24 protein-coding genes are annotated in these 24,868 nt (G+C 54.3%); 8 read left to right on the top strand and 16 right to left on the bottom strand.

The genetic code is table 11. The features are described from left to right. Window positions 1-426: 426 nt before the first annotated feature. On the bottom strand, window positions 427-993 hold the full coding sequence (gene gmhB, locus NUX24_RS19330) for a D-glycero-beta-D-manno-heptose 1,7-bisphosphate 7-phosphatase (RefSeq protein ID WP_063145202.1): 567 nt from the start codon (window positions 991-993) through the stop codon (window positions 427-429). Between the two features lie 188 nt (window positions 994-1,181). Between gmhB and metN the strand changes: the two genes are divergently transcribed. From metN to proS, 6 genes are all read left to right on the top strand, one after another. Then, the gene (gene metN / locus NUX24_RS19325) at window positions 1,182-2,213 is read left to right on the top strand and encodes a methionine ABC transporter ATP-binding protein MetN (RefSeq protein ID WP_023334590.1); all 1,032 of its coding nucleotides are present in this window, start codon (window positions 1,182-1,184) and stop codon (window positions 2,211-2,213) included. Next, window positions 2,206-2,859 (top strand): methionine ABC transporter permease MetI, encoded by a 654-nt coding sequence (locus tag NUX24_RS19320; protein ID WP_257833499.1) that lies wholly within the window; start codon window positions 2,206-2,208, stop codon window positions 2,857-2,859. Before metN ends, NUX24_RS19320 begins: the two co-directional genes overlap by 8 nt. A gap of 40 nt (window positions 2,860-2,899) precedes the next feature. Then, entirely contained in the window at window positions 2,900-3,715 is an 816-nt protein-coding gene (gene metQ / locus NUX24_RS19315; protein WP_257833497.1) for a methionine ABC transporter substrate-binding lipoprotein MetQ, read from the top strand. 106 nt (window positions 3,716-3,821) lie between these two features. Continuing rightward, complete coding sequence (rcsF, locus tag NUX24_RS19310) at window positions 3,822-4,226, top strand: Rcs stress response system protein RcsF (RefSeq protein WP_008501883.1); 405 nt, start codon at window positions 3,822-3,824, stop codon at window positions 4,224-4,226. After that, the gene (gene tsaA / locus NUX24_RS19305) at window positions 4,223-4,930 is read left to right on the top strand and encodes a tRNA (N6-threonylcarbamoyladenosine(37)-N6)-methyltransferase TrmO (RefSeq protein ID WP_257833495.1); all 708 of its coding nucleotides are present in this window, start codon (window positions 4,223-4,225) and stop codon (window positions 4,928-4,930) included. The genes rcsF and tsaA overlap by 4 nt, the downstream gene beginning before the upstream one ends. 112 nt (window positions 4,931-5,042) lie before the next feature. Next, the gene (gene proS, locus NUX24_RS19300; RefSeq protein WP_214577018.1) at window positions 5,043-6,761 is read left to right on the top strand and encodes a proline--tRNA ligase; all 1,719 of its coding nucleotides are present in this window, start codon (window positions 5,043-5,045) and stop codon (window positions 6,759-6,761) included. 47 nt (window positions 6,762-6,808) lie between these two features. Here proS and nlpE read toward each other — a convergent pair whose 3' ends face one another. From nlpE to NUX24_RS19285, 3 genes are read right to left on the bottom strand one after another with little or no spacing between them, the layout of a single operon-like run. After that, window positions 6,809-7,507, bottom strand: a complete 699-nt coding sequence (gene nlpE, locus NUX24_RS19295) for an envelope stress response activation lipoprotein NlpE (RefSeq protein ID WP_257833493.1) — start codon at window positions 7,505-7,507, stop codon at window positions 6,809-6,811. A 34-nt stretch (window positions 7,508-7,541) separates the two neighbouring features. Beyond that, complete coding sequence (arfB, locus tag NUX24_RS19290) at window positions 7,542-7,964, bottom strand: alternative ribosome rescue aminoacyl-tRNA hydrolase ArfB (protein WP_193807333.1); 423 nt, start codon at window positions 7,962-7,964, stop codon at window positions 7,542-7,544. Beyond that, the gene (locus tag NUX24_RS19285; RefSeq protein ID WP_023310470.1) at window positions 7,961-8,506 is read right to left on the bottom strand and encodes a YaeQ family protein; all 546 of its coding nucleotides are present in this window, start codon (window positions 8,504-8,506) and stop codon (window positions 7,961-7,963) included. The genes arfB and NUX24_RS19285 overlap by 4 nt, the downstream gene beginning before the upstream one ends. Before the next feature lie 196 nt (window positions 8,507-8,702). On the opposite strand from NUX24_RS19285, the gene NUX24_RS19280 reads away from it, so the two are divergent. Next, entirely contained in the window at window positions 8,703-8,903 is a 201-nt protein-coding gene (locus NUX24_RS19280; RefSeq protein ID WP_008501889.1) for a YaeP family protein, read from the top strand. Beyond that, entirely contained in the window at window positions 8,890-9,150 is a 261-nt protein-coding gene (rof, locus tag NUX24_RS19275; protein ID WP_008501890.1) for a Rho-binding antiterminator, read from the top strand. Before NUX24_RS19280 ends, rof begins: the two co-directional genes overlap by 14 nt. A 28-nt stretch (window positions 9,151-9,178) precedes the next feature. On the opposite strand, the gene tilS is transcribed toward rof, so the two are convergent. From tilS to bamA, 12 genes are all read right to left on the bottom strand, one after another. Then, entirely contained in the window at window positions 9,179-10,468 is a 1,290-nt protein-coding gene (gene tilS, locus NUX24_RS19270; protein ID WP_257833489.1) for a tRNA lysidine(34) synthetase TilS, read from the bottom strand. Window positions 10,469-10,526: 58 nt separating this feature from the next. Continuing rightward, a complete protein-coding gene (locus NUX24_RS19265; RefSeq protein WP_029741193.1) occupies window positions 10,527-10,916 on the bottom strand; it encodes a VOC family protein in 390 nt (129 codons plus the stop codon). Window positions 10,917-10,981: 65 nt separating this feature from the next. Beyond that, window positions 10,982-13,114 (bottom strand): lysine decarboxylase LdcC, encoded by a 2,133-nt coding sequence (locus tag NUX24_RS19260; protein ID WP_047651467.1) that lies wholly within the window; start codon window positions 13,112-13,114, stop codon window positions 10,982-10,984. Between the two features lie 100 nt (window positions 13,115-13,214). Next, window positions 13,215-14,174 carry an acetyl-CoA carboxylase carboxyl transferase subunit alpha gene (accA, locus tag NUX24_RS19255; RefSeq protein WP_023310466.1) on the bottom strand — a complete coding sequence of 320 codons (960 nt, stop codon included), beginning with the start codon at window positions 14,172-14,174 and terminating at the stop codon, window positions 13,215-13,217. A 12-nt stretch (window positions 14,175-14,186) separates the two neighbouring features. Then, window positions 14,187-17,669: a DNA polymerase III subunit alpha gene (dnaE, locus tag NUX24_RS19250; protein ID WP_257833485.1), complete on the bottom strand. Its 3,483-nt coding sequence runs from the start codon at window positions 17,667-17,669 to the stop codon at window positions 14,187-14,189. A 38-nt stretch (window positions 17,670-17,707) separates the two neighbouring features. Beyond that, window positions 17,708-18,304 (bottom strand): ribonuclease HII, encoded by a 597-nt coding sequence (gene rnhB / locus NUX24_RS19245; protein ID WP_257833483.1) that lies wholly within the window; start codon window positions 18,302-18,304, stop codon window positions 17,708-17,710. Continuing rightward, window positions 18,301-19,449 (bottom strand): lipid-A-disaccharide synthase, encoded by a 1,149-nt coding sequence (gene lpxB, locus NUX24_RS19240; protein ID WP_257833482.1) that lies wholly within the window; start codon window positions 19,447-19,449, stop codon window positions 18,301-18,303. Before lpxB ends, rnhB begins: the two co-directional genes overlap by 4 nt. Then, window positions 19,449-20,237 carry an acyl-ACP--UDP-N-acetylglucosamine O-acyltransferase gene (gene lpxA / locus NUX24_RS19235; RefSeq protein ID WP_023310462.1) on the bottom strand — a complete coding sequence of 263 codons (789 nt, stop codon included), beginning with the start codon at window positions 20,235-20,237 and terminating at the stop codon, window positions 19,449-19,451. The genes lpxB and lpxA overlap by 1 nt, the downstream gene beginning before the upstream one ends. Before the next feature lie 3 nt (window positions 20,238-20,240). Then, on the bottom strand, window positions 20,241-20,696 hold the full coding sequence (gene fabZ, locus NUX24_RS19230) for a 3-hydroxyacyl-ACP dehydratase FabZ (RefSeq protein WP_010426706.1): 456 nt from the start codon (window positions 20,694-20,696) through the stop codon (window positions 20,241-20,243). Window positions 20,697-20,798: 102 nt separating this feature from the next. Beyond that, on the bottom strand, window positions 20,799-21,824 hold the full coding sequence (gene lpxD / locus NUX24_RS19225) for a UDP-3-O-(3-hydroxymyristoyl)glucosamine N-acyltransferase (RefSeq protein ID WP_257833479.1): 1,026 nt from the start codon (window positions 21,822-21,824) through the stop codon (window positions 20,799-20,801). 3 nt (window positions 21,825-21,827) lie between these two features. Next, window positions 21,828-22,322 (bottom strand): molecular chaperone Skp, encoded by a 495-nt coding sequence (gene skp / locus NUX24_RS19220; RefSeq protein WP_032644135.1) that lies wholly within the window; start codon window positions 22,320-22,322, stop codon window positions 21,828-21,830. A gap of 122 nt (window positions 22,323-22,444) precedes the next feature. Next, window positions 22,445-24,862 (bottom strand): outer membrane protein assembly factor BamA, encoded by a 2,418-nt coding sequence (gene bamA / locus NUX24_RS19215; protein ID WP_047651473.1) that lies wholly within the window; start codon window positions 24,860-24,862, stop codon window positions 22,445-22,447. Window positions 24,863-24,868: the final 6 nt, after the last annotated feature.

The following is a 24,868-nucleotide window of genomic DNA, read 5'->3' as shown; positions in this document are numbered from 1 at the left end:
CATGTGTTAGGCCTGCCGCCAGCGTTCAATCTGAGCCATGATCAAACTCTTCAATTTAAGTTTGATGCTCGTGAATTAAACTTCGTAATGAATTACGTATGTTCACTCAGAGACTTGGTATTCATTTATTGTCCGAAGACATTAAGAATCCATGTCACTTTGAGTGCCCACACAGATTGTCTGATAAATTGTTAAAGAGCAGTGCAACGCGGCTTTCGCTCACCGTTGCGAGGTGGCGTATATTACGCTTTCCTCTTTCAGAGTCAACCCGTTATTTCAGGATTTTTTCTCTTCAACCGAACCGCTTGTTGTGTGAAGTGATTCACATCCGCCGTGTCGATGGAGGCGCATTATAGGGGGCCGCCGAGGAATGACAAGCGGAAAAATGCATTTTTATTTCAACCGCTCATCTTTTCGCCAAAAAGGCTATTTTTGGTGCTTTTTAATCTCTTTTGGCAGATCGGCCAGGCTATTAATCACCCAATCCGCTGCATTTTCTGCTTCTGGCGTCACTGGCTTACCGGTGCGAACTAATATTTTGGTTCCTACACCCGCTGCCGCTGCTGCCTGCATATCTTCCAGTTTATCGCCCACCATATAAGAAGCCGCCATATCAATGTGCAGGAACTCCTGCGCAGAGATGAACATCCCCGGATGCGGCTTACGGCAATCACAGGTCTGACGATACTCTTCTACGGTTCCCTGTGGGTGGTGCGGACAATAATAGATGCCATCGAGATCCACACCGCGGTCGGCCAGCGACCAGTCCATCCATTCCGTCAGCGTCTCGAACTGCGCTTCGGTGAATTTACCGCGTGCAATACCGGACTGGTTCGTCACAACCACCAGCGCATAACCCATCTCTTTCAGCTGGCGCATGGCATCTATTACGCCCTCGATAAACTCGAACTCATCAATCTCATGGACATAACCGTGATCCACATTAATAGTGCCGTCACGATCGAGAAAAATTGCGGGTACTGATTTTGCCACCGGTTTGCTCCTGAAAAAGGCATGTTCGACTAGTATCTCATGAATCGCAGCGCAATAAAGTGCTCATCGTACAGAGTTGGATTGATTTAGACGTCTGGATGCCTTAACATCCGTTTTGTTTACGGTCATCACCCGTATCTGGCAGAAGAAAATGCCACGGCTAACTTACATACGATAAAAATAATCTAATGATTAAACTTTCCAATATCACCAAAGTGTTCCAGCAGGGGAACCGAACCATTCAGGCGCTGAACAACGTCAGCCTGCATGTTCCTGCTGGTCAAATTTATGGCGTCATTGGCGCATCGGGTGCAGGTAAAAGCACGCTGATTCGTTGTGTTAACCTGCTTGAGCGCCCAACCCAGGGCAGCGTAGAAGTTGGCGGCCAGGAACTTACCGCCCTTTCAGAGAAAGAACTCACCAAAGCGCGTCGTCAGATTGGCATGATCTTCCAGCACTTTAACCTGCTGGCTTCCCGCACCGTGTTTGGCAACGTTGCCTTACCGCTTGAACTGGATAACACGCCGAAAGAAGAAGTGAAGCGTCGCGTTACCGAGCTGCTCGACCTCGTGGGTCTGGGCGATAAGCATGATAGCTACCCGGCAAACCTGTCCGGTGGGCAAAAGCAGCGTGTGGCCATTGCCCGCGCGCTGGCAAGCAACCCTAAGGTACTGCTGTGCGATGAAGCCACCAGCGCACTGGATCCGGCCACCACGCGTTCGATTCTGGAACTGCTGAAAGACATTAACCGTCGCCTGGGCCTGACGATCCTCCTTATTACGCATGAGATGGACGTGGTGAAACGCATCTGCGACTGCGTGGCGGTCATCAGCAACGGTGAACTGATCGAGCAGGACACGGTAAGTGAAGTGTTCTCGCATCCGAAGACGCCGCTGGCACAGCAGTTTATCCAGTCCACGCTGCATCTGGATATTCCGGAAGATTATCTGGAGCGTTTGAAAACCGAACCAACGGCAGACAGCGTCCCGATGTTGCGCATGGAGTTCACCGGTCAGTCCGTTGACGCTCCCCTGCTTTCCGAAACCGCGCGTCGCTTTAACGTGAACAACAACATCATCAGCGCGCAGATGGATTACGCAGGTGGCGTGAAGTTCGGCATCATGCTGACAGAAATGCACGGCACACAAGAAGAAACCCAGGCCGCAATTGCCTGGCTGCAGGAACACCACGTAAAAGTAGAGGTACTGGGTTATGTCTGAGCCGATGATGTGGCTGCTGGTTCGCGGCGTTTGGGAAACGCTGGCAATGACCTTTGTCTCTGGCTTCTTTGGTTTTGTGATTGGCCTGCCGGTCGGCGTATTGCTGTACGTGACGCGTCCGGGTCAAATCATTGAGAACGCGAAACTGTACCGTACGCTCTCAGCGCTGGTGAACATCTTCCGTTCTATTCCCTTCATTATTCTGCTGGTGTGGATGATTCCGTTTACCCGCGTGATCGTCGGAACGTCTATCGGACTGCAGGCGGCCATTGTTCCGCTGACCGTGGGGGCTGCGCCGTTTATCGCCCGTATGGTGGAAAACGCCCTGCTGGAAATTCCAACCGGTTTGATCGAAGCCTCACGCGCGATGGGCGCAACGCCGATGCAGATCGTCCGCAAAGTTCTGCTCCCGGAAGCACTGCCAGGCCTGGTAAACGCGGCAACAATCACGCTCATCACGCTGGTCGGTTATTCCGCAATGGGTGGCGCAGTTGGCGCTGGCGGTTTAGGTCAGATTGGTTACCAGTACGGCTATATTGGATATAACGCGGCCGTGATGAATACCGTACTGGTATTGTTGGTTGTTCTGGTTTATTTAATCCAGTTCTCCGGCGATCGCATCGTCCGGGCCGTTACTCACAAATAACGTTACACACAACACAAACTCTACGAGTTAAGGATAAAACATGGCGTTTAAATTAAAGACCTTCGCAGCAGTAGGCGCGCTGATCGGCTCTCTGGCACTGGTGGGTTGCGGTCAGGATGAAAAAGATCCAAACCACATTAAAGTGGGCGTTATCGTGGGTGCAGAACAGCAGGTTGCGGAAGTTGCTCAGAAAGTGGCGAAAGAGAAATATGGCCTGGACGTGGAGCTGGTAACCTTTAACGATTACGTTCTGCCGAACGAAGCGCTGAGCAAAGGCGATATCGACGCTAACGCCTTCCAGCATAAGCCATATCTCGATCAGCAGATCAAAGATCGCGGTTATAAACTGGTGGGTGTCGGTAACACCTTCGTTTATCCAATTGCCGGTTACTCTAAGAAAATTAAATCACTGGACGAACTGCAGCCGGGCTCTCAGGTTGCCGTCCCTAACGACCCAACTAACCTTGGCCGTTCCCTGTTGCTGCTGCAGAAAGTGGGCCTGATCAAACTGAAAGACGGTGTTGGCCTGCTGCCAACCGTTCTGGACGTCACCGAGAACCCGAAAAATCTGAAAATCGTTGAGCTGGAAGCACCGCAACTGCCACGTTCTCTGGACGATGCGCAGATTGCCCTGGCCGTTATCAACACCACTTATGCCAGCCAGATTGGCCTGACGCCAGCCAAAGACGGTATCTTCGTTGAAGATAAAGACTCCCCGTACGTTAACCTGATCGTGACTCGCGAAGACAACAAGGACGCGGAAAACGTGAAGAAATTCGTTCAGGCCTATAAGTCAGATGAAGTTTACCAGGAAGCCAACAAAGTGTTTAACGGCGGCGCTGTTAAAGGCTGGTAATCTCACCTCAGTGTAATATCATCAGGACGGGCTTATGCCCGTCTTGTCATTTGTGCAGTCAACTGATTCAATATCTGACGTTTTGATTATCCATTGAGGAACTATTATGCGTGCTTTACCGATCTGTCTTTTAGCACTCATGCTGAGCGGCTGTTCTATGCTAAGCAGATCTCCCGTTGAACCTGTTCAAAGCACGGCAACCCCGCCAAAGACCGAGCCTGCGAAACCGAAAGTGGTTCGCCCTGCGCCGGTTCGCATTATCACGAAAGCGGACGAACTCGTCGGTAAACCGTTCCGTGAACTGGGCGAAGTGAGCGGCGAATCCTGCCAGGCGACCAATCAGGACTCACCACCGAATATTCCGACAGCGCGTAAACGCATGCAGATTAATGCCGCAAAAATGAAAGCTAACGCGGTCCTGCTGCACAGCTGCGAAGTCACCAGCGGCACGCCGGGCTGCTACCGTCAGGCGGTTTGCATCGGTTCTGCGCTGAACATCACGGCGAAATGAGTGCATTTCAGTTCGAGCAGATAGGCGTTATCCACTCTCCTTATAAAGAGAAGTTCGCCGTCCCCCGCCAGCCCGGTCTGGTCACCAGCGGAAGCGGTGAGCTTCACCTGATTGCGCCTTACAATCAGGCCGATGCGGTACGCGGGCTCGAGGCTTTCAGCCATTTATGGGTGGTGTTCGTGTTTCACCAGACGATGGAAGGCGGCTGGCGACCTACCGTGCGCCCTCCTCGTCTTGGCGGAAATGCGAGAATGGGCGTGTTTGCGACGCGCTCGACCTTCCGCCCAAACCCGATTGGAATGTCGCTGGTTGAACTGAAAGGCATACGCTGCCAGAAAGATCGGGTGATACTTGAGTTAGGTAGCCTCGACCTGGTAGACGGCACGCCGGTAATCGACATAAAACCCTATTTGCCCTTCGCCGAAGCGCTCCCGGACGCGCGTGCAAGTTATGCTCAGGACGCGCCGCAGGCGGATATGCCTGTGTATTTTACGCCAGAGATAACCGCGCAGCTCGGTCAGTTGGAGAAACGCTATCCTCGCTTACGGGATTTCATCACCGAAGTTCTGGCACAGGACCCGCGTCCGGCCTACCGTAAAGAAGAGGAAGAAGGAAAAACGTACGCCGTCTGGCTGCTTGAATTCAACGTTCGCTGGCGCGTCACCGGAGCAGGTTTTGAAGTGTTTGCCCTTGAACCCAGGTAATTTTGTTCTCCTCTCTTTTGGCATCTTTGCCACACTGGTAAACTAAACCACTTTTTTTGTGTCAGGCTGGTGTTTCAGCCTGTTCCAATCGTCGAAATGGAACCGTAACAACATGCGTACTAGCCAATATCTGCTCTCCACTCTGAAGGAGACGCCTGCCGACGCCGAAGTGATCAGCCATCAGCTGATGCTGCGCGCCGGGATGATCCGCAAGCTGGCCTCCGGGTTATACACCTGGCTGCCGACCGGCGTGCGCGTCCTGAAAAAAGTCGAAAACATCGTGCGTGAAGAGATGAACAACGCCGGTGCTATCGAGGTGTCCATGCCTGTGGTTCAGCCCGCTGACCTGTGGCAGGAGAGCGGCCGTTGGGAGCAATATGGTCCTGAACTGCTGCGCTTCGTCGATCGCGGCGAGCGTCCGTTCGTTCTCGGCCCAACGCATGAAGAAGTCATTACCGACCTGATTCGTAACGAGCTGAGCTCTTACAAACAGCTGCCGCTGAACTTCTTCCAGATCCAGACCAAGTTCCGTGATGAAGTTCGCCCACGTTTCGGCGTCATGCGCTCTCGCGAATTCCTGATGAAAGATGCCTACTCTTTCCATACCTCTCAGGAATCCCTGCAAGAGACGTACGACGCAATGTACGCGGCATACAGCAAAATATTCTCCCGCATGGGTCTGGATTTCCGCGCTGTGCAGGCTGATACCGGCTCCATCGGCGGTAGCGCCTCCCATGAGTTCCAGGTACTGGCGCAGAGCGGTGAAGACGATGTGATCTTCTCTGACTCTTCAGACTACGCGGCGAACATCGAATTTGCAGAAGCGCTGGCACCAAAAGAGCCACGCGGCGCGGCAACGCAAGAGATGACGCTGGTTGATACGCCAAACGCGAAAACCATTGCCGAGCTGGTTGAGCAATTCAATCTGCCTGTCGAAAAAACCGTGAAAACGCTGCTGGTAAAATCCACCGAAGGCAGCGCTTACCCGCTGGTTGCCCTGCTGGTGCGTGGCGATCATGAGCTGAACGAAGTAAAAGCCGAAAAGCTGCCGCAGGTAGCCAGCCCGCTGACGTTCGCAACGGAAGCGGAAATCCGCGCCGTCGTGAATGCGGGTCCAGGTTCACTGGGTCCAGTCAATCTGCCGGTGCCGGTTGTTATTGACCGCACGGTTGCTGCAATGAGCGACTTCTCCGCCGGTGCGAACATCGACGGTAAACACTACTTCGGCATCAACTGGGATCGCGACGTGGCGACGCCGGAAGTGGCTGACATCCGTAACGTGGTTGCAGGCGATCCAAGCCCGGACGGCCAGGGTACCCTGATGATTAAGCGCGGCATCGAAGTCGGTCACATCTTCCAGCTAGGTGATAAATACTCTCGCGCGCTGAATGCGGCTGTTCAGGGTGAAGATGGCCGTAACCAGATCCTGACCATGGGTTGCTACGGTATCGGGGTGACGCGCGTGGTGGCTGCGGCGATTGAGCAGAACTACGACGAACGCGGCATCGTCTGGCCGGACAATATTGCGCCGTTCCAGGTGGCCATTCTGCCAATGAACATGCACAAGTCTTACCGCGTGCAGGAACTGGCCGAGAAGCTGTATTCCGAGCTGCGCGCTCAGGGTATCGAAGTGCTGATGGATGACCGTAAAGAGCGTCCGGGCGTGATGTTTGCCGATATGGAACTGATCGGTATTCCGCACACCGTCGTCATCGGCGACCGTAACCTCGACAGCGATGAGATTGAATACAAATACCGTCGCAGCGGCGAAAAACAGATGATCAAGACCGGCGACATTCTTGATTACCTGGTGAAAGCCATCAAAGGCTAAACAAAAAACCCCGCTCAGGCGGGGTTTTTTAATGGCTCAGCGTCGGCTTATTTACTGTTACAGTCTTTACCCGCTACAAATTTCGCGTCTTTATCCGCCACCAGCGTTTTCACCATCTCTCCGCTATCCGGGTTTGGCTCCAGCGTAAAGTGACCATCCACCGTCAGCAATATCGGCTTGCTGTCATTACCGCGCGCCACAGCGTAATCACGTTCAAGCTGCGCATTGTTTGCCACGCTAACCTTCTTGCCGGTTGCGCAATCGGTAAAGATCGCCGCATCCGCCATATAGAAGTACATCCCCCGCATTGCCATCGGCGTGGCAGGCAGAGCCGCTTTTACCGGCGCCAGCGTGTAGTTGAACTGGGATTCAATCGGGTTGCCTTCGCGGTCAAGCATCTCCATCCCCTCGCCTTTAGCGCGGAAAAAGGTTTTCTCACCGGTGGTATCCATCAGGACCAGCTTCTCCGCCGTACGCGCCCATGTTCCATAAGCTGCAAAAGAAGAAGGCTCTTTTGCGCCCTGATAGCGCTGATTCATCACCCAGGTGCCATCTTTTTGCAGGAACAGCGACGTTTCAATGCCTTCGCAGTCCGCGCAAGGCAATACGCCGCGCCAGCTTTGCTGCATTGGTTTTAATTCTTCCGTTTGCGTGGGTTGTAAAACCTGCGTTTCGGAGCGGTTGTTACACCCAAAAAGCGCAAACAGCGTACTCGCTGCCAGCGCTGACCATAATACTTTTTTCACAATGAATTCCTTATGAAAAGTGTGTTCCCTTTCGTCACTCTGTCGGGCGACGAACTTTACCGCGTAGTGCTTTCACTGTGGATTTTTGGGCCTTCGAGGACAACCGACGCTCTTTCGATGCGCGGGTTGGCCGCGTTGCCCGGCGGCTTTTTTGTACTGCCGTTAACTCTTTGATAACCGCCACCAGCCTGGCTATCGCCGCTTCCCGGTTGAGCTCCTGGCTGCGGTGCTCCTGGGCTTTGATCACAATCACGCCATCGCTGGTGATCAGGTGATGGCTGGCGGCAAGCAGGCTTTCTTTATAATACTCTGGCAGGCTTGAGGCCCGAATGTCAAAACGCAAATGGATAGCCGTCGACGCCTTATTGACGTGCTGCCCGCCAGCCCCCTGCGCACGGATGGCGGTGATCTCCAGCTCGTTGTCAGGAATGCTGACGTTTCGGGACAAGACGATCATGACGCGGGTTGCCACGCCGTTAAATGAATTTCCAGATTATTCTGAGAGTCAGAGAGCCAGATGGCGCCATCCTGAATCGTCGCCTGCAAAACCATGGTCCGGCTGGCGAACTCGCTCAGCTGCGCCAGCTGCTCATCATCCAGATACCAGACCGTGAGATTTTTAAACTGTCCGCACTTGCTCTTGTTTTGCTGCCACCAAATCTCCGCAGCGCGCTGATTATAAGCGAATAAAGCCACTTCAGCGGACTGGGTGCAGGCCTTTTTAATTCTGCGCTCGTCCGGCAGGCCGAGTTCTATCCACAAATCGATACCCAGATGATCGTTGCGCAGCCAGGCTTCAGGCTCGTCTTCTGCGCTTAACCCACGGGTAAACTGCAGACGTTCGTCGGCATACTTAATCCATGCCAGCAGGCGCAGCATCATGCGCTCCTGGGTTTCGGAGGGGTGGCGTGCCAGCGTAAGCGACGCGTCGAGGAACTGGTTGCGATCCAGATCGGCCACATTGACCACTGCTTTATAAATTGTCGCTTTCAGCGCCATGAGAGAACTCCATTCGAATCAGGCACTCATTGTAGCGAAAACCACGGCAAAAGGCTGTTATGGGGTGATAAATACACCGCTATCAAGGCGCTGATATTGCTTAAATGAGTATGGTATAGTCACCTTGCTAAACCGAGTTTATCTTCGTAGGCTTAATGATATCTCACAGTAAGTCAGTGCGCTGGCGGGAGGGGATGTGAATAATTATTGTGAGTTAATTCGCAAACGGTATGCGGAAATCGCCAGCGGAGATCTGGGGTATGTCCCGGACGCGTTGGGCTGTGTATTGAAAGTGCTTAATGAAGTGGCCTCTGATGAGAGCCTTTCAGAGTCGGTCAGGGAAAAAGCAGCGTATGCTGCGGCGAATTTACTGGTGAGCGATTATGTCGATGAATGATACTTATCAACCCATCAATTGTGATGACTATGACAACCTCGAACTCGCCTGCCAGCATCATTTATTACTGACGCTGGAGCTAAAAGATGGCGAAGTGTTGAAGGCGAAAGCCAGCGATCTGGTTTCACGTAAAAATGTGGAATACCTGATAGTGGAAGATGCCGGTGCGACGCGTGAGCTGCGTCTGGACAAAATAGCCAGCTTCAGCCACCCGCAAATCGGCACCGTCGTGGTGAGCGAATCCTGATGACACTAACGGGCAGCCTGGCTGCCCGTTACGCTTTCTGCCACTCAAAACGGACACCCTCTTCTGACCACCCCTCTTCCGTGATGAACACCCCTGCAGCAGCAATCAGCGCTTCACCGTAGAACAGCAGCGGCGTGGTGTCGCGCAGCCACGGCGGCACGTTACACTCCTGCCATATTTTCTTCAGCTTCCGGCCCCCGTTGCGCCCGACGATATGCAGCATGCCGCCAGCCTTAAAGCGCACGGTGACCGGTTCATCGGGCTTCGGCAGCCGCACATGACCAGACGACAGGAGAGAAACGCGTCCTGCCTCACAGGGCAATATCAGGGGCGCGTCAGGAGAAAGCCAGTCGAGCACGACATTGGTCAGCGAGGGCATGGATTTTATCCACCAGAGCTCCCCTTTATAGCGTCTAACCTCAAACCCGTTCAGGTGGACGCACGGGGAAGCATCATCCCGCGCCAGAGCGACTTCGTCCCAGATACGGCTCAGCATTGTCCGCGACGGCATCGTAGCATCATGAGAGGCCAGCCAGCGTCGTAGCAGCGCAGCGCGACGCACCGGACTCATCGCTGTCAGCGGTGCAATGGCCAGCGCTCCGTCTTTTGAAATCAGTTCAGCGAGTTCGTCACTTAACAGCTCGTCCAGCAGCGATTCCTGTTCGGCGCACAGCATGGCGCTTCTTGCCGTCGCGTCGGCGAAATGCGGCCAGCGCTCGCTCAATAGCGGGAGGACGCGCAGACGCAGGAAGTTACGATCATAGCCGTCATCCTGGTTACTCTCATCTTCGATCCAGCTCAGCTGATGCTCTCGCGCCCAGGCTTCCAGTGAGGCACGCGTCTCGCCAAGCAGCGGGCGCAGTAACGTTGTGCCGGCAAATGCCGAACGCGCCGGCATGGCAGAAAGCCCCGCTGGCCCGCTGCCCCGCTTAAGCGCCAGCAGAAAGGTTTCGCACTGATCGTCCAGATGCTGGGCCGTGACCAGCGCTTCTCCAGTACGTAATGCCCCGGCAAACGCGGCATAGCGGGCTTTACGTGCCTGCGCCTCGATGCCCAGTCCTTCCTCCGCAAGCATAACGCGCTCAACGATGAGCGGGATCGACCAGGCTGCACACAAGGCTTCGCAGTGCGCCACCCACTCCTCTGCGTGAGGACTTAATCCGTGATGAATATGCATCGCCCGTAGCTGGACGTCAGGTTCCCGATCGCGCCAAAGCTTAAGGCGATGCAGCAACACGGTAGAATCCAGGCCACCGCTAAACCCCACCAGCAGCTGGCGGTACGGTGAAACTGCGTGTGCGATAGCGGGTAAGGTCATAGGGAATTACACATAAAAAATGCCCGAACTGAGCGGGCATTATCACACAGGACGAAGATTACTGCTGATAAAGCTCCAGCGGCAGGCCGTCCGGATCGTTGAAAAAGGTAAAGCGCTTGTCGGTGAACGGATCGACGCGGATCGCTTCACACGTCACGCCGTGCGCTTCCAGATGCTTAACTGCGCTATCCAGGTCATCGACGCTGAAGGCAAGATGACGCAGGCCACAGGCTTCCGGCCGGGACGGACGCGCAGGGGGAAAAGGAAAAGAGAACAGTTCAATCACATACTGCCCGTTTAACGCCAGGTCGCCCTTCCAGGAGTCACGCTCCTCGCGGTAGGCCTCGCTCATGAGCGTAAAGCCCAGGATGTCGCAGTAAAAGGCCTTACTTTTCGCGTAATCGGTCGCAATGATCGCAATATGATGAACCTGTTTTAAACCCAGCATAGCTTCTCCTTTTTATGATGCCTGAACGTTACAACCGAAAACCCGCGCCTGGCAAGCGGTCACCCTTATTTTAGGACTCGCACCCAGTAAACGCCGTTCTCGTCGCGCTTCGCACCGTGGATATCCGTCTCAAAACCGGGATAGTGACGCCCTACCGAACAGAGCATCAGCAGGAAATCGAGCACGGCCCGACTCTCTTCGGTAATCATCTCTCCCGGCATCAGGAGCGGAACGCCCGGCGGGTAAGGCAGGATCATGTTAGCCGATACGCGCCCGACCAGGTTTTCCAGCTCAACGGTTTCGACCTCCCCTTTCACCTGGCGCTGCCATGCCTTGTGCGGGGTAAATTTCATCTCGGGTAAGACATCGAACGCCTGAAGCATCAGACGCGGCAGATCGTGCTGACGGATCAGCCTGTGGATCCCCTGGGCCAGATCCTGAATACGCATATTACGATAGAAGTCAGGATCCTCCGCGTAGAGATCCGGCAGCATGTTCTTCACCCGCAGGTTGAGATCGTAGGCTCGCTTAAACTCCATCAGCCCGCGCAGCAATCCCATCGCCCGGGTTTTGTCGATCCCAATGCTGAACAGGAAAAGCAGGTTATAGGGACCGGTTTTCTCCACCACCACGCCACGTTCATCAAGGAATTTCGCGACCAGCGCGGCCGGAATACCTTCCTCGCTCATTATGCCCTGCTCATCCATCCCCGGCGTCAAGATCGTCACTTTAACCGGGTCGAGGAACATATGGTCGCTATCGGCATCCCGGAAGCCATGCCAGTCTTCGCCGGGCGAGACGGGCCAGCATTCTGCTTCATCAATCTCTTCCGGCTGCCAGATATCAAAGAACCAGCCGTCGGCTTCATCTTTCAGCCGCTGAACCTCTTTGCGGAAATGCAGCGCACGTTCCACCGAACGATTGATGAGACGTTTGCCCGGATTGCCGCGCAGCATTGCCGCGGCCGTTTCAATGGAGGCCACCAGCGGGTAGCTCGGTGAGGTGGTGGTATGCATCATAAAGGCTTCGTTGAATGTGTCTTCGTCGTACTCGCCTTTGATGTGAATAAGCGAAGCCTGGGAAAACGCCGCCAGCATTTTATGCGTCGACTGCGTTTCGAAGAACACTTTCCCCGGCACGCGTTCACCGCTCATTCCGCTTTTCCCCGCGTAAATCGGGTGGAAATTGGTGTACGGCACCCACGCGGAGTCGAAGTGGATCGACGGCACGTCAAGCGTCTTTTTGATCCAGTTCGTGTTGTACAGCAGACCGTCGTAGGTGGAGTTGGTGATCACCGCATGGACAGGCCAGCTTGCGCCAGGAATTGCCGCGACCTTGCTTTCAATGGCTTCGTGGGTGAACTCCCGGCGCGGAATGCCGCCAAGAATACCGAGCGCGTTACGCGTGGGCGAAAGCCAGAGCGGTACGACGTCGCTCATCATCAGCAGGTGAGCCAGCGATTTATGGCAGTTACGATCAATCAGCAAGGTGCTGCCCGCAGGCGCAGCGTACATCCCGACGATTTTGTTCGAGGTCGAGGTGCCGTTGGTCACCATATAGCTCTGCTCGGCCCCAAAGGTGCGGGCGATATACTCTTCGGCTTCCAGATGCGGGCCGGTGTGATCCAGCAGAGAGCCTAATTCGGTGACTGAAATCGACACGTCCGCTTTCAGCGTGTTGCCACCGAAGAAATCATAGAACAGGCAGCCCACCGGGCTTTTTTGGTAGGCCGTCCCCGCCATATGGCCTGGCGTACAGAAGGTATATTTCCCCTCCTTCACGTAGGTAAAGAGCGCGCGGGTAAAGGGCGGAGTGATGTTATCGAGATATTCATTCGTGTATTGCTGAATTCGGGTCGCAATATCTTCCGCCACGCCGAGGGAATATTCAAAGAACCACAGCGCCATACGCATATCATTGGCGCTGACGTCCATGGTTGAGTGGGTATTAATAAACGCGTACAGCGGGAGATATTCGTTCAGCTTGTTGATATCGCTGCACAGTTCGAGGTCATATTCATCCCAGTCGAAGATCACGCCGCAGATACGTGGATTATGCTCGATGAACTTCAGCAGGTCGGCGCTGTTGTGCGGCCAGATTAGCTGATACCCGCGCGACTGCAGGGCGTGCTCAAGCTCCTTAATCGGCTCATCTTTATAAAAGACGCCGTGTGGCCCCATAATGGCAATGATATTCATGGGCTTCCTCCTTTAAAAACATTAGCTAAGCATAGTCCGGCTAAACCGCAGGTATAAAAAAAGCCGCAACATTGTGCGGCTTTTCAGATAATTGTGAAGCTTACGCGTAACCGTAGGTCATCAGGCGCTGGTAACGGCGGTTGAGCAGATCGTCTTTGCTCAGCACGTCCAGGTCTGCCAGATCGGCCAGCAGCTGCGCTTTCAGAGAAGCCGCCATCACTTCCGGCTTACGATGCGCTCCACCCAGCGGTTCCGGGATGATGGAATCGATCAGCTTAAGCTCTTTCAGGCGTGGCGCAATGATACCCATTGCTTCTGCAGCCAGCGGCGCTTTGTCAGCGCTCTTCCACAGAATGGACGCGCAGCCTTCCGGGGAGATAACGGAATAGGTGCTGTACTGCAGCATATTCACTTTATCACCCACGCCGATCGCCAGCGCGCCGCCGGAACCACCCTCACCGATAACGGTACAGATGACCGGCACCTTCAGACGAGACATCTCGCGCAGGTTGCGCGCGATGGCTTCAGACTGACCGCGCTCTTCCGCGCCCACGCCAGGGTATGCACCTGGGGTGTCGATGAAGGTGATGATTGGCATGTTGAAACGCTCAGCCATCTCCATCAGACGCAGGGCTTTACGGTAGCCTTCTGGTGCTGGCATACCGAAGTTACGACGGATTTTCTCTTTGGTTTCACGACCTTTCTGATGACCAATGATCATCACCGGGCGTCCGTCCAGACGCGCGATACCGCCAACGATAGCTTTATCGTCAGCGTATGCGCGATCGCCTGCCAGTTCGTCAAATTCGTCAAACGCCAGGCGGACATAATCCAGGGTGTACGGACGCTGTGGATGGCGGGCCAGCTGGGCCACCTGCCATGCGCCGAGATCGGCAAAGATTTTGCGCGTCAGCTCTACGCTTTTCTCGCGCAGACGATGCACTTCTTCGTCGATGTTAATATCCAGTTTTTCATCCTGACGGCTTACCGCTGTCAGAGAATCGATTTTCGCTTCCAGCTCAGCAATCGGCTGTTCGAAATCAAGGAAATTCAGACTCATAGTATTCCTGTATTAGTCAAACTCCAGTTCCACCTGCTCCGAACCAATGAGGCCACGGAGATCGTTCAGTAAACGATCGCTCGGAGAGACACGCCACGTTGCACCAAAGCGCAACCGCGCACGTGCATCCGCCCTCTGATAGTAGAGATGTACTGGAATTGTCCCCGAGCGGTGGGGTTCCAGAGACTGACGGAGTCGGTTTAAAAGCTGGTCATCAATTTGCCTGTCCGTCAGCGAGATAGCAAGCCCGCGAGCATATTTTTCCCGGGCTTCGTCAATGTCCATCACTTCGCGGGCGGTCATTTTAAGCCCCCCGCTGAAGTCATCAAAGCTGACCTGTCCGCTGACGATAAGTATGCGGTCTTTTTCCAGCAATTGCTGGTATTTATCCAGCGCGTCGGTGAACAACATCACCTCCAGACGCCCGGAACGGTCATCCAACGTACAGATGCCGATACGATTGCCGCGCTTGGTGACCATAACCCTTGCGGCAATCACGAGCCCCGCAGCCGTGGTGATTTTACCACGTTCTGTCGGATGCATGTCTTTAAGCCTGTGGCCGCCGACATAGCGCTCAATTTCTTTGATGTACTGGTTGATCGGGTGTCCCGTCAGGTACAAGCCTAACGTCTCACGCTCCCCATCCAGTACCACCTGTTCTGGCCACGGCTGGCAGTTGGAATAAGACTGTTCGATCTGCTCTGGCTCTTCCGCCAGCACCCCGAACATATCCGCCTGACCAATGGCTTCCGCTTTTGCGTGCTGATCCGCCGCTTTCAGGGCGTCGCCGAGGGAATTCATCAGCGCGGCGCGGTGCGGCCCCAGCCTGTCAAACGCGCCGGACATGATCAGTTTTTCCAGCACGCGACGGTTCAGTTTTTTGGTATCGGTACGGGCGCAAAGATCGAACAGCTCGCGGAAATACCCGCCGTTGTTACGCGCTTCGATGATCGCCTCGATAGGGCCTTCGCCCACGCCTTTGATCGCGCCGATCCCGTAAACGATCTCTCCGTCGTCATTGACGTGGAAGTGGTAGAGCCCTGAGTTAATATCCGGCGGCAGGATCTTAAGCCCCATGCGCCAGCACTCGTCCACCAGGCCAACCACCTTCTCGGTGTTGTCCATATCGGCCGTCATCACCGCCGCCATAAATTCAGCAGGATAGTGCGCTTTCAGCCACAGCGTTTGATACGACACCAAAGCATAGGCGGCGGAGTGGGATTTGTTAAATCCGTACCCGGCGAATTTCTCCACCAGGTCGAAGATTTTCATCGCCAGCTCGCCGTCAACGCCGTTTTTCTTCGCCCCGTCTTCAAAGATGGAGCGCTGCTTGGCCATCTCTTCCGGCTTTTTCTTACCCATTGCACGACGCAGCATGTCCGCGCCGCCGAGGGTATAACCGGAAAGCACCTGGGCGATCTGCATAACCTGTTCCTGGTACAGGATGATGCCGTAGGTGGGCTCCAGCACCGGCTTGAGGCTTTCATGCTGCCACTGAACGTCCGGATAGGAAATCTCTTCGCGACCGTGCTTACGGTCGATAAAGTTATCTACCATCCCTGACTGCAGTGGGCCCGGACGGAACAGGGCGACCAGCGCGATCATATCTTCGAAGCAGTCGGGCTGCAGACGTTTAATCAGGTCTTTCATGCCGCGGGATTCAAGCTGGAAGACGGCTGTCGTCTCCGAGCGCTGCAGCATGTCGAAACTTTTCTTGTCATCCAGCGGGATGGCGGCAATGTCTATGGGCTCAAGGCCCTGCTTTTCCCGGCGCGGGTTGATCATCTTCAGCGCCCAGTCGATGATCGTCAGCGTACGCAGGCCGAGGAAGTCAAACTTCACCAGCCCTGCGTATTCTACGTCGTTCTTATCAAACTGAGTAACCGGATGCTCACCCGCTTCATCGCAGTAGAGCGGCGCGAAGTCGGTAATTTTGGTCGGGGCGATAACCACGCCCCCCGCATGCTTACCGGCGTTACGCGTCACGCCTTCCAGCTTGCGCGCCATGTCGATCAGCGCTTTCACTTCTTCGTCAGCTTCGTAGATTTCCGGCAGCTGAGGTTCGGCTTCAAACGCTTTTGCCAGCGTCATGCCCGGATCGGGCGGCACCAGTTTAGAGATGCGATCGACAAACCCGTACGGGTGGCCCAGCACGCGGCCGACGTCGCGGATAACCGCCTTCGCCGCCATCGTACCGAACGTAATAATCTGCGATACCGCATCACGGCCGTACATATCGGCAACGTGCTCGATTACCTGGTCGCGTTTCTCCATGCAGAAGTCGACGTCAAAGTCGGGCATAGAAACACGTTCCGGGTTAAGGAAACGTTCGAACAGCAGGTCGAATTCCAGCGGATCGAGGTCGGTAATTTTCAGCGCATACGCTACCAGAGAGCCCGCACCGGAGCCTCGTCCCGGTCCGACCGGTACGCCGTTATCCTTCGACCACTGGATAAACTCCATTACGATCAGGAAGTAGCCCGGGAAGCCCATCTGGTTGATGACCTGGAGTTCAATATCCAGGCGCTCATCGTACGGCGGCCGCTTCTCTTTGCGAACGGCCTCATCCGGGAACAGGAATTCCAGACGCTCTTCCAGACCTTCTTTAGATTTCACGACCAGGAAATCTTCCGTGGTCATGTCACCCGTCGGGAACTGCGGCAGGAAGTATTCGCCGAGGCGGACGGTAACGTTACAGCGCCTTGCGATCTCCACGCTGTTTTCCAGCGCTTCGGGGATATCGGAGAAGAGGTCACACATCTCCTCCTCGCTGCGCATGTACTGTTGAGCGGAGTAATTACGCGGCCGTTTCGGATCGTCGAGCGTGAAGCCATCGTGGATCGCAACGCGAATTTCGTGAGCGTCAAAATCTCCCGGCTCGAGGAACCGCACATCGTTTGTCGCGACAACGGGCAGACCGCGTTCTTCCGCAAGTGCGACCGCCGCATGCAGATAGCTCTCTTCGTCCTGGCGACCGGTGCGGATCAGCTCCAGATAATAACGATCCGGGAAATACTCTTCATAAAACGAGACGCATTGATCCACCAGCGCGCCATTGCCGCGCAGCAGGCATTTACCGACATCCCCCATGCGGCCGCCAGAGATCAGCAGCAGCCCTTCGTTCAGCTCCGCCAGCCAGTCCCTGTCGATCCACGGGCCCAGCGCACCATATCCGCGCTGATAGGCTTTTGAGATAAGCAGAGTGAGGTTTTGATAGCCCGTGTTGTTCATCGCCAGCACGGAGATTTGCGTCATTTCATCGCCGATGAGATCGCTCTGCACATGAAAATCTGCGCCGACGATAGGCTTCATCCCCGCGCCGTGCGCCGTTCCGTAGAACTTCACCAGGCCACACAGGTTGGTAAAATCGGTGATCGCCAGCGCGGGCATGCCAAGGGAGGCCGCCTTTTTTACCAGCGGCCCGGTCTTCGCCAGCCCATCGATCATGGAGTAGTCGCTATGCACCCGCAGGTGTACGAAACGTGGTTCAGCCATCTTCAGATTCCGCGTTACTTAATTGCTTGCGTATTGATTCAGGACACCCGTCCCAGCGCGCGTTTCACCGGGCCAAAACTGCGCCGATGGTGTTCGGTTGCGCCATGTTCAGCCAGCCTTTCCAGATGGAAAGGTGTGGGATACCCCTTATGCTGGGCGAAACCATACTGAGGGTAAGTGAGATCCAGCGCGGCCATTTCGGCGTCGCGCGTCACTTTGGCAATAATAGAAGCTGCGCTAATTTCTGCGACCCGGCTATCGCCTTTTACGACCGCCATTGAAGGCATGGACAATGCCGGACAGCGGTTGCCGTCAATCAGGACATATTCCGGTGAAATTTTCAGGCCTGCTACCGCTCGCTGCATCGCCAGCATCGTAGCATGCAAAATATTCAGCTCGTCTATTTCATGCGGTTCAGCGCGTCCCAGGCTCCAGGCCAGCGCCTTCTCCTGAATCTCACTAAACAGCGCCAGACGGCGCTTTTCAGACAATTTTTTAGAGTCGTTCAGCCCGACGATCGGCCGAGCCGGATCGAGGATCACCGCAGCGGTCACCACGGCCCCCACTAACGGACCACGACCTACTTCATCCACGCCCGCCACAAGGCGAGTGTGAGGATAAACAAATTCCATCATTTTGCTAGCTCCAGCACCGCATCAGCCGCTTGCTCATCAGCATTACAGCGGATCAATTGATGCAGTTCGCGGAAGGTATCGTGCATCTGGTGGCTGGTCTTGCCGTTGGCGAGCAGCGGCAGTAGTGCATCGGCAAGCGCCTGCGGCTGGCACTCATCCTGCAGCAGCTCTTTCACCAGCTCGCGCCCGGCAAGCAGGTTTGGCAGGGAGACATAATCCGTTTTCACCAGACGTTTTGCCAGCCAGAAAGTGAACGGCTTCATACGATAACCGACCACCATAGGACATTTCGCCAGCATGCATTCCAGCGCCGCCGTACCGGAGGCCAGCAGCGCGGCATCGCTCGCATACATCGCTTCCCGCCCTTTACCGTCCAGAAGACAGACGTGAAGATCCGGGGCGACTTCCGCTTTGATGCGCTCAAACTGCTCGCGGCGTTTGGCATTCACCAGCGGAACAACCACTTCAAGATCCGGATAGGTCTGGCGAAGAATTTGCGCTGTTTTGAGGAAATCGGCGCTCAGCATCTCCACTTCTGCACCACGGCTGCCTGGCAGCAGTGCCAGACAGTGCACATCATGCGGGATGCCCAGCGCGTCGCGCGCCGCGTTTTTATCCGGATCCAATGGCATCGCATCCGCCATAGTATGACCGATAAAACGGCACGGAACATTAAATCTGTCGTAAAACGCTTTTTCGAAAGGCAGGAAAGCCAGCACCAGGTTGGTGGACCGTCCGATTTTGAAAACGCGTTTCTGTCGCCACGCCCAGACGGACGGACTGACGTAGTGAATGGTTTTAATGCCCTGCTTTTTCAGATTCCCTTCGAGGGTAATGTTGAAATCAGGTGCATCGATACCGACAAACACATCGGGTTTGAGTTCGGTAAAGCGACGGGTAAGATCGGCACGTATGTGCAGCAAACGGCGTAGCCGCCCCAGCACCTCAACGATGCCCATCACGGCCAGCTCTTCCATTTCATACCAGGCTTCACAGCCTTCGGCCTGCATCAGCGGGCCAGCAACGCCGACAAAGCGAGCATTGGGTACACGTGCCTTAAGCGCGCGGATGAGACCGGCACCAAGAATATCGCCGGAGGTTTCTCCGGCGACCAGGGCTATCGTAAGCGGACGACTGTCGACCATTAACGAATCAGACCCCTTGTTGAACGGTCAAAGAATTCCATGAACGCGTTCACTTCCGGGTGCTTATTCGCCAGCTCGGCAATTTCCGGCTTCGCCTCTTCCAGCGTTTTACCGCTACGGTACAGCAGTTTGTACGCGTTGCGGATAGCAGTAATCGCTTCGCGGCTAAAACCACGACGCTTGAGGCCTTCGATGTTCACGCCAAACGGCGTGGCATGGTTGCCCTGCGCAATCACATACGGTGGGACGTCCTGCGCCACACCGGAGCATCCGCCAACCATCACGTGCGCACCAATGATGCAGAACTGATGGACTGCGGTCATGCCGCCAATAATTGCGAAGTCATCAACCGATACGTGTCCCGCCAGCGTTGCGTTGTTGGCAAGAATACAGCGGTCACCCACAGTACAGTCGTGCGCAATATGCGCATTAACCATAAACAGGTTATCGCTGCCCACCTTCGTCAACCCACCACCCTGTACTGTTCCACGATGAATGGTGACGCTTTCGCGAATACGGTTACGATCGCCAATTTCCAGACGGGTCGACTCACCAGCATATTTCAGATCCTGGTTAACTTCGCCGATGGAAGCGAACTGATAGATCTCGTTATTGCAGCCAATGGTCGTGTGACCATTCACGACAACGTGAGATTTCAGTACTGTACCCTCACCAATTTCGACATGGGGTCCAACAATACAAAACGGGCCAATGTGGACGTTAGCACCAATGATGGCACCGGTTTCCACAATAGCGGTAGGATGAATAAAGGCGGATTTATCAATCACGTATCAGGACTCCCGGCTACGAGCACACATCATCGTCGCTTCACAAACAACTTTGCCGTCAACCAGCGCTACGCCTTTGAAGCGAGTCAGGCCACGACGCGTTTTTTCAAAAGTGACTTCCATGATCATCTGATCACCAGGCACGACAGGGCGCTTAAAGCGCGCTTCATCAATACCCGCGAAGTAATACAGCTCACCTGGCTCCAGTTTGCCGACGCTTTTAAACGCCAGAATACCGGTAGCCTGAGCCATCGCTTCCAGAATCAACACACCCGGGAAGATAGGCTTACCAGGGAAGTGCCCCTGGAAGAACGGCTCGTTCACGGAAACATTTTTCACTGCGCGCAGAAAACGACCTTCTTCAAAATCCAGCACACGGTCTACCAGCAGAAACGGGTAGCGGTGCGGCAGAAGTTCTAAAATCTCTTCAATATGCAGAGTATGAGTGTCAGTAGTCAAAATACTCTTCCTGTCAAAATATACTGATAACAATAATAACACGGCCTGCCGGTTTATTAGAAAGCCGACAGGCCGGGAAAAATAGCGTTCAACGGATGACGCTTAATCTTGTTGATCGATCTTACGCTCAAGAGACTTGAGGCGCTTGCTCATATCATCAATGTTCATCACCAGAGCTGCTGTTTTACGCCATACCTTGTTGGGTTGTAGCGGAATGCCTGAGGAGTAGACGCCAGGTTCAGTGATAGGACGCATTACCATGCCCATTCCCGTCACGGTGACCTTGTCGCATATTTCCATATGGCCATTAATCACGCTCGCACCGCCAATCATGCAATAACGGCCAATTTTCAGGCTGCCTGCCATGATGACGCCACCCGCAACCGCGGTATTGTCGCCAATCACAACGTTATGCGCAATCTGGCACTGGTTATCGATGATAACACCATTGCCAATGATCGTGTCGTCAAGTGCGCCACGGTCAATGGTGGTACAGGCACCGATCTCCACGCGATCGCCAATAATAACGCGACCAAGCTGCGGGATCTTAACCCAGTTACCGCGATCGTTAGCGTAACCAAAGCCATCAGAACCAATGACGGTACTGGACTGGACGAGGCAATTTTCGCCAATTTCAACATCATGATAAACGGACACGTTGGCCCATAAACGGGTCCCGGCGCCGATTTTCGTATTTTTCCCAACGAAGCAACCCGGGCCAATGACGGCGTTATCGCCCAGCACAACGCCGGATTCGATAACCGCATTCGCGCCAACGGCGACGTTGTTACCCAGCTTAGCCGTCGGATCAATCGCTGCGCTGGCAGCAATGTTCTGGGCCGGCTGCGGCGTGGTATCAAGAATTTGAGCCATGCGTGCATACGTCAGGTAGGGGTTTTTCACTACCAGCGCGCTTACAGCGGCAAATGGAAGATCGTCCTGCGTCAGAACAACAGCTGACGCCTGGCATTGAGCCAGTTGCTCACGGTACTTAGGGCTTACCATGAAGGTAATCGTGCCAGCTTTAGCAGATTGCATGGACGCAACAGCGGTGATGACGATATCGCCATCACCGTGTAATTCTGCATCCAACTGCTGAGCTAAATCAGCCAGTCGAATTGAAGGCATTACTTATTTAACCTGTTTCAGAACATCAGCGGTGATGTCTTTAACATCTTTGCTGTTATAAGCAACGGCGTTCGCATCAACAACCAGATCGATGCTCTGATCGGCAGCCACTGCTTTAACAGCAGTCTGAATGCGAGTTACCAGCTTGCCGCGTTCTTCGTTAGAACGACGCTGACGATCCTGCTCGAAAGCCTGCGCTTTCTGGGAGAACGTCTGGCGCTGAGCCATTACGTCTTTTTCCAGTTTGCTGCGGTCGCTTGCTTTCATGGTAGAACCATCACGCTGCAGACGCTGCATTTTGGACTGAAGATCGTTTTCCATACCCTGCAGTTCGCTTGCACGGCCTTTGAATTCGTTTTCCAGAGTCGCAGAAACACCCGTTTTCTGTGCAACCTGCTGGAACAAATTACCCATGTTGACGATTGCAATTTTGTCTGCTGCCTGAGCAGAAGTTGCCATCGCTAAACCGAGACCTGCAGCTAATAACCACTTTTTCACAATTAACTCCTTACCATCCCATTGGCACCAGAAGGTACCGTTCTTTGCGTGGCAAGGCGACCGTTTTACCGATCGCCAGTTGTCAGCGCTACACTGCCAACGCATTCCTTTGCTGCGGATTATTACCAGGTTTTACCAATGTTAAACTGGAATTGCTCCGACTTATCTCCATCATATTTCTTAAACGGCTGGGCGTAAGAGAAGACCAACGGCCCCAGCGGTGACATCCATTGTAATGCGATACCGGCAGACATGCGAATATTGCTCGGATCGCTATAATCTGGAACACCTGCCGCACGCATCTGGGCCGTATTCTGCCAGTTGGTATCCCATACCGTACCGGCATCCCAGAAGAAGGACGTACGGACAGAGTTCGCGTATTTATCACTGATAAACGGCGTTGGTGTGATGAACTCCAGACTGGCCACCGCCATCGCGTTACCGCCCACCGCATCATCAGAGCTACAGACTTCGGAGGAGGAAGACTTATCGCAGTTGTCTTTGTCGTTCCCGCCGTAGTAGACCGCTTTCGGACCAATGTTATTGGACTGGAAGCCACGAACGGTGCTGGAACCACCCGCATAGAAGTTTTCATAGAACGGCATCTCTTTGCCGCCCAGACCATCGCCATAGCCCCAACGGGTACGACCCAGAACCACCCACTTGTGATCGTCATCGATTGGGAAGTAGGACGCAGTATCCAGCGTGACCTTATAGAACTCGTTATCGGAACCCGGCACGGTAACTTTACCGTTCAGGTTGACGCGAGAACCTTCCGTTGGGAAGTAACCACGGTCAAGGCGGTTATAGGTCCAGCCGTAGTTAAAGGTGAAGTCATCCGCAGCGAAACCGTTGTTATCACTGGACGTACTTGCCGACTGGCCAATAGAGTCCAGGTAACGCCACATTGCCACCTGCGGTTGCATGTTGGACAGGTCGTTATGCACATAACCTAAGCCCGCACGCAGGGTGTTGTATTCGTTAATCGGGAAGCCAAGCGTACCGTCTACACCGTAACTCTTGTTGGTGTAAGAAGACAGATCCGCATCATCTGCTTTAAAGTCGTTATAGAAGATACGACCGCCCAGGCTCACACCGTCTACGGTGAAGTACGGGTTCGTCACAGAGAACTCAGAGTAGGTCTGATAGTCGTTTTTGGTGCCGTTAATACCGACAGAGTAGCCCGTACCCAGCCAGTTATCCTGCTGCACGCCGACCTGGAAGCTTACGCCGCTTTCAGTACCGTAGCCCACACCGAAGTTGAAGCTACCGGTGTTACGCTCTTTCACTTTATAAACAACATCAACCTGATCCGGGCTGCCCGGTACGCGCTGGGTATCGGTATCCACCGTTTCAAAATAGCCCAGACGGTTCAGACGCTCTTTACCCTGATCAACGAGGTCGCTACCCAACCATGCGCCTTCCATCTGACGCATTTCGCGACGCAGAACGGAATCTTTGGAGGTGTCGTTACCAACGAAGCGGATCTTACGCACGTAGAAACGGTTGCCCGCATCAACATTCACGTGCAGCTTAACGGTTTTATCCGCGTCATTGATTTCCGGCTGAGTCTGTACGCGCGGATAGGCATAACCATAGCGGCCGAGCAGCTTCTTAATGCTGTCTTCCATTTTGGTTACTTTGGAACCGCTGTACAGGTCGCCCGGCTGAATTTTGGTCAGCGATTCGATTTCAGCAGAATGCCCCGCCAGGTTACCACTCACTTCAACACCAGAAAGCTTGTATTGCTCGCCTTCAGTGATGTTAACCGTAATGTAGATGCCTTTCTTGTCCGGAGTCAGACTGACCTGAGTCGAGTCGATGTTGAAACGCGCATAGCCACGATCGAGATAGTAACTGCGCAGGGTTTCAAGGTCGCCCGCCAGTTTCTGTTTCTGGTATTTGCGATCGCCTACCACGTTCCACCATGGCACTTCATCGCGCAGCTGGAAGGTGGAGATCAGTTCGTCGGTGCTGAACGCGTGGTTGCCGACAATGTTGATCTGCTGGATCTTCGCAGAAACACCTTCCTGGAAGACAAGCTTCAGGTCAACACGGTTACGTGGCAGCGGAGTGACAACCGCTTTCACGCTGGCGCTGTATTTACCGACGCTGTAATAGAAGTCTTCCAGACCTTTTTCAATGTCTGAAAGGGTTGTACGGTCCAGGGATTCACCCACACGAACACCCGATGCTTCAAGGTTCTGCTTGAGCATGTCATCTTTCACCGACTTGTTGCCGGAGAAAGTGATACTGGCGATCGTTGGACGTTCTTTTACCTGCACCAGCAGCGTATCACCATCGCGCAGGACGCGGACATCCTCGAAGTTGCCAGTGGCAAACAGAGCACGGATGGTGTTACTGATATCATCATCATTGACCGTATCGCCGGGGCGTACAGGCATACTGAGGAGGGCCGCACCAACGGCGACACGCTGGAGGCCTTCGAAATGAATATCTTTCACTACGAACCCGTCAGCACCGTATACGGTGGCGCTGCTAAACAGCAGCGACGCTATGAGCAACTTTTTCATCGCCATCGTTAT

It is taken from the genome of Enterobacter sp. HG048, from assembly GCF_024702055.1.
In the GTDB taxonomy this organism is placed as follows: Bacteria; Pseudomonadota; Gammaproteobacteria; order Enterobacterales; family Enterobacteriaceae; genus Enterobacter; species Enterobacter dykesii.
This window is presented reverse-complemented; position numbering and strand designations above follow the sequence as displayed.

Excerpts from the sequence above, each read along its gene's own strand:
- metN (WP_023334590.1), top strand. The coding sequence starts at position 1,182 with ATGATTAAACTTTCCAATATCACCAAAGTGTTCCAGCAGGGGAACCGA.
- NUX24_RS19320 (WP_257833499.1), top strand. The coding sequence starts at position 2,206 with ATGTCTGAGCCGATGATGTGGCTGCTGGTTCGCGGCGTTTGGGAAACG.
- metQ (WP_257833497.1), top strand. The coding sequence starts at position 2,900 with ATGGCGTTTAAATTAAAGACCTTCGCAGCAGTAGGCGCGCTGATCGGC.
- rcsF (WP_008501883.1), top strand. The coding sequence starts at position 3,822 with ATGCGTGCTTTACCGATCTGTCTTTTAGCACTCATGCTGAGCGGCTGT.
- tsaA (WP_257833495.1), top strand. The coding sequence starts at position 4,223 with ATGAGTGCATTTCAGTTCGAGCAGATAGGCGTTATCCACTCTCCTTAT.
- proS (WP_214577018.1), top strand. The coding sequence starts at position 5,043 with ATGCGTACTAGCCAATATCTGCTCTCCACTCTGAAGGAGACGCCTGCC.
- arfB (WP_193807333.1), bottom strand. The coding sequence starts at position 7,964 with ATGATCGTCTTGTCCCGAAACGTCAGCATTCCTGACAACGAGCTGGAG.
- NUX24_RS19285 (WP_023310470.1), bottom strand. The coding sequence starts at position 8,506 with ATGGCGCTGAAAGCGACAATTTATAAAGCAGTGGTCAATGTGGCCGAT.
- rof (WP_008501890.1), top strand. The coding sequence starts at position 8,890 with ATGTCGATGAATGATACTTATCAACCCATCAATTGTGATGACTATGAC.
- tilS (WP_257833489.1), bottom strand. The coding sequence starts at position 10,468 with ATGACCTTACCCGCTATCGCACACGCAGTTTCACCGTACCGCCAGCTG.
- NUX24_RS19265 (WP_029741193.1), bottom strand. The coding sequence starts at position 10,916 with ATGCTGGGTTTAAAACAGGTTCATCATATTGCGATCATTGCGACCGAT.
- NUX24_RS19260 (WP_047651467.1), bottom strand. The coding sequence starts at position 13,114 with ATGAATATCATTGCCATTATGGGGCCACACGGCGTCTTTTATAAAGAT.
- accA (WP_023310466.1), bottom strand. The coding sequence starts at position 14,174 with ATGAGTCTGAATTTCCTTGATTTCGAACAGCCGATTGCTGAGCTGGAA.
- dnaE (WP_257833485.1), bottom strand. The coding sequence starts at position 17,669 with ATGGCTGAACCACGTTTCGTACACCTGCGGGTGCATAGCGACTACTCC.
- rnhB (WP_257833483.1), bottom strand. The coding sequence starts at position 18,304 with ATGATGGAATTTGTTTATCCTCACACTCGCCTTGTGGCGGGCGTGGAT.
- lpxB (WP_257833482.1), bottom strand. The coding sequence starts at position 19,449 with ATGGTCGACAGTCGTCCGCTTACGATAGCCCTGGTCGCCGGAGAAACC.
- lpxD (WP_257833479.1), bottom strand. The coding sequence starts at position 21,824 with ATGCCTTCAATTCGACTGGCTGATTTAGCTCAGCAGTTGGATGCAGAA.
- bamA (WP_047651473.1), bottom strand. The coding sequence starts at position 24,862 with ATGGCGATGAAAAAGTTGCTCATAGCGTCGCTGCTGTTTAGCAGCGCC.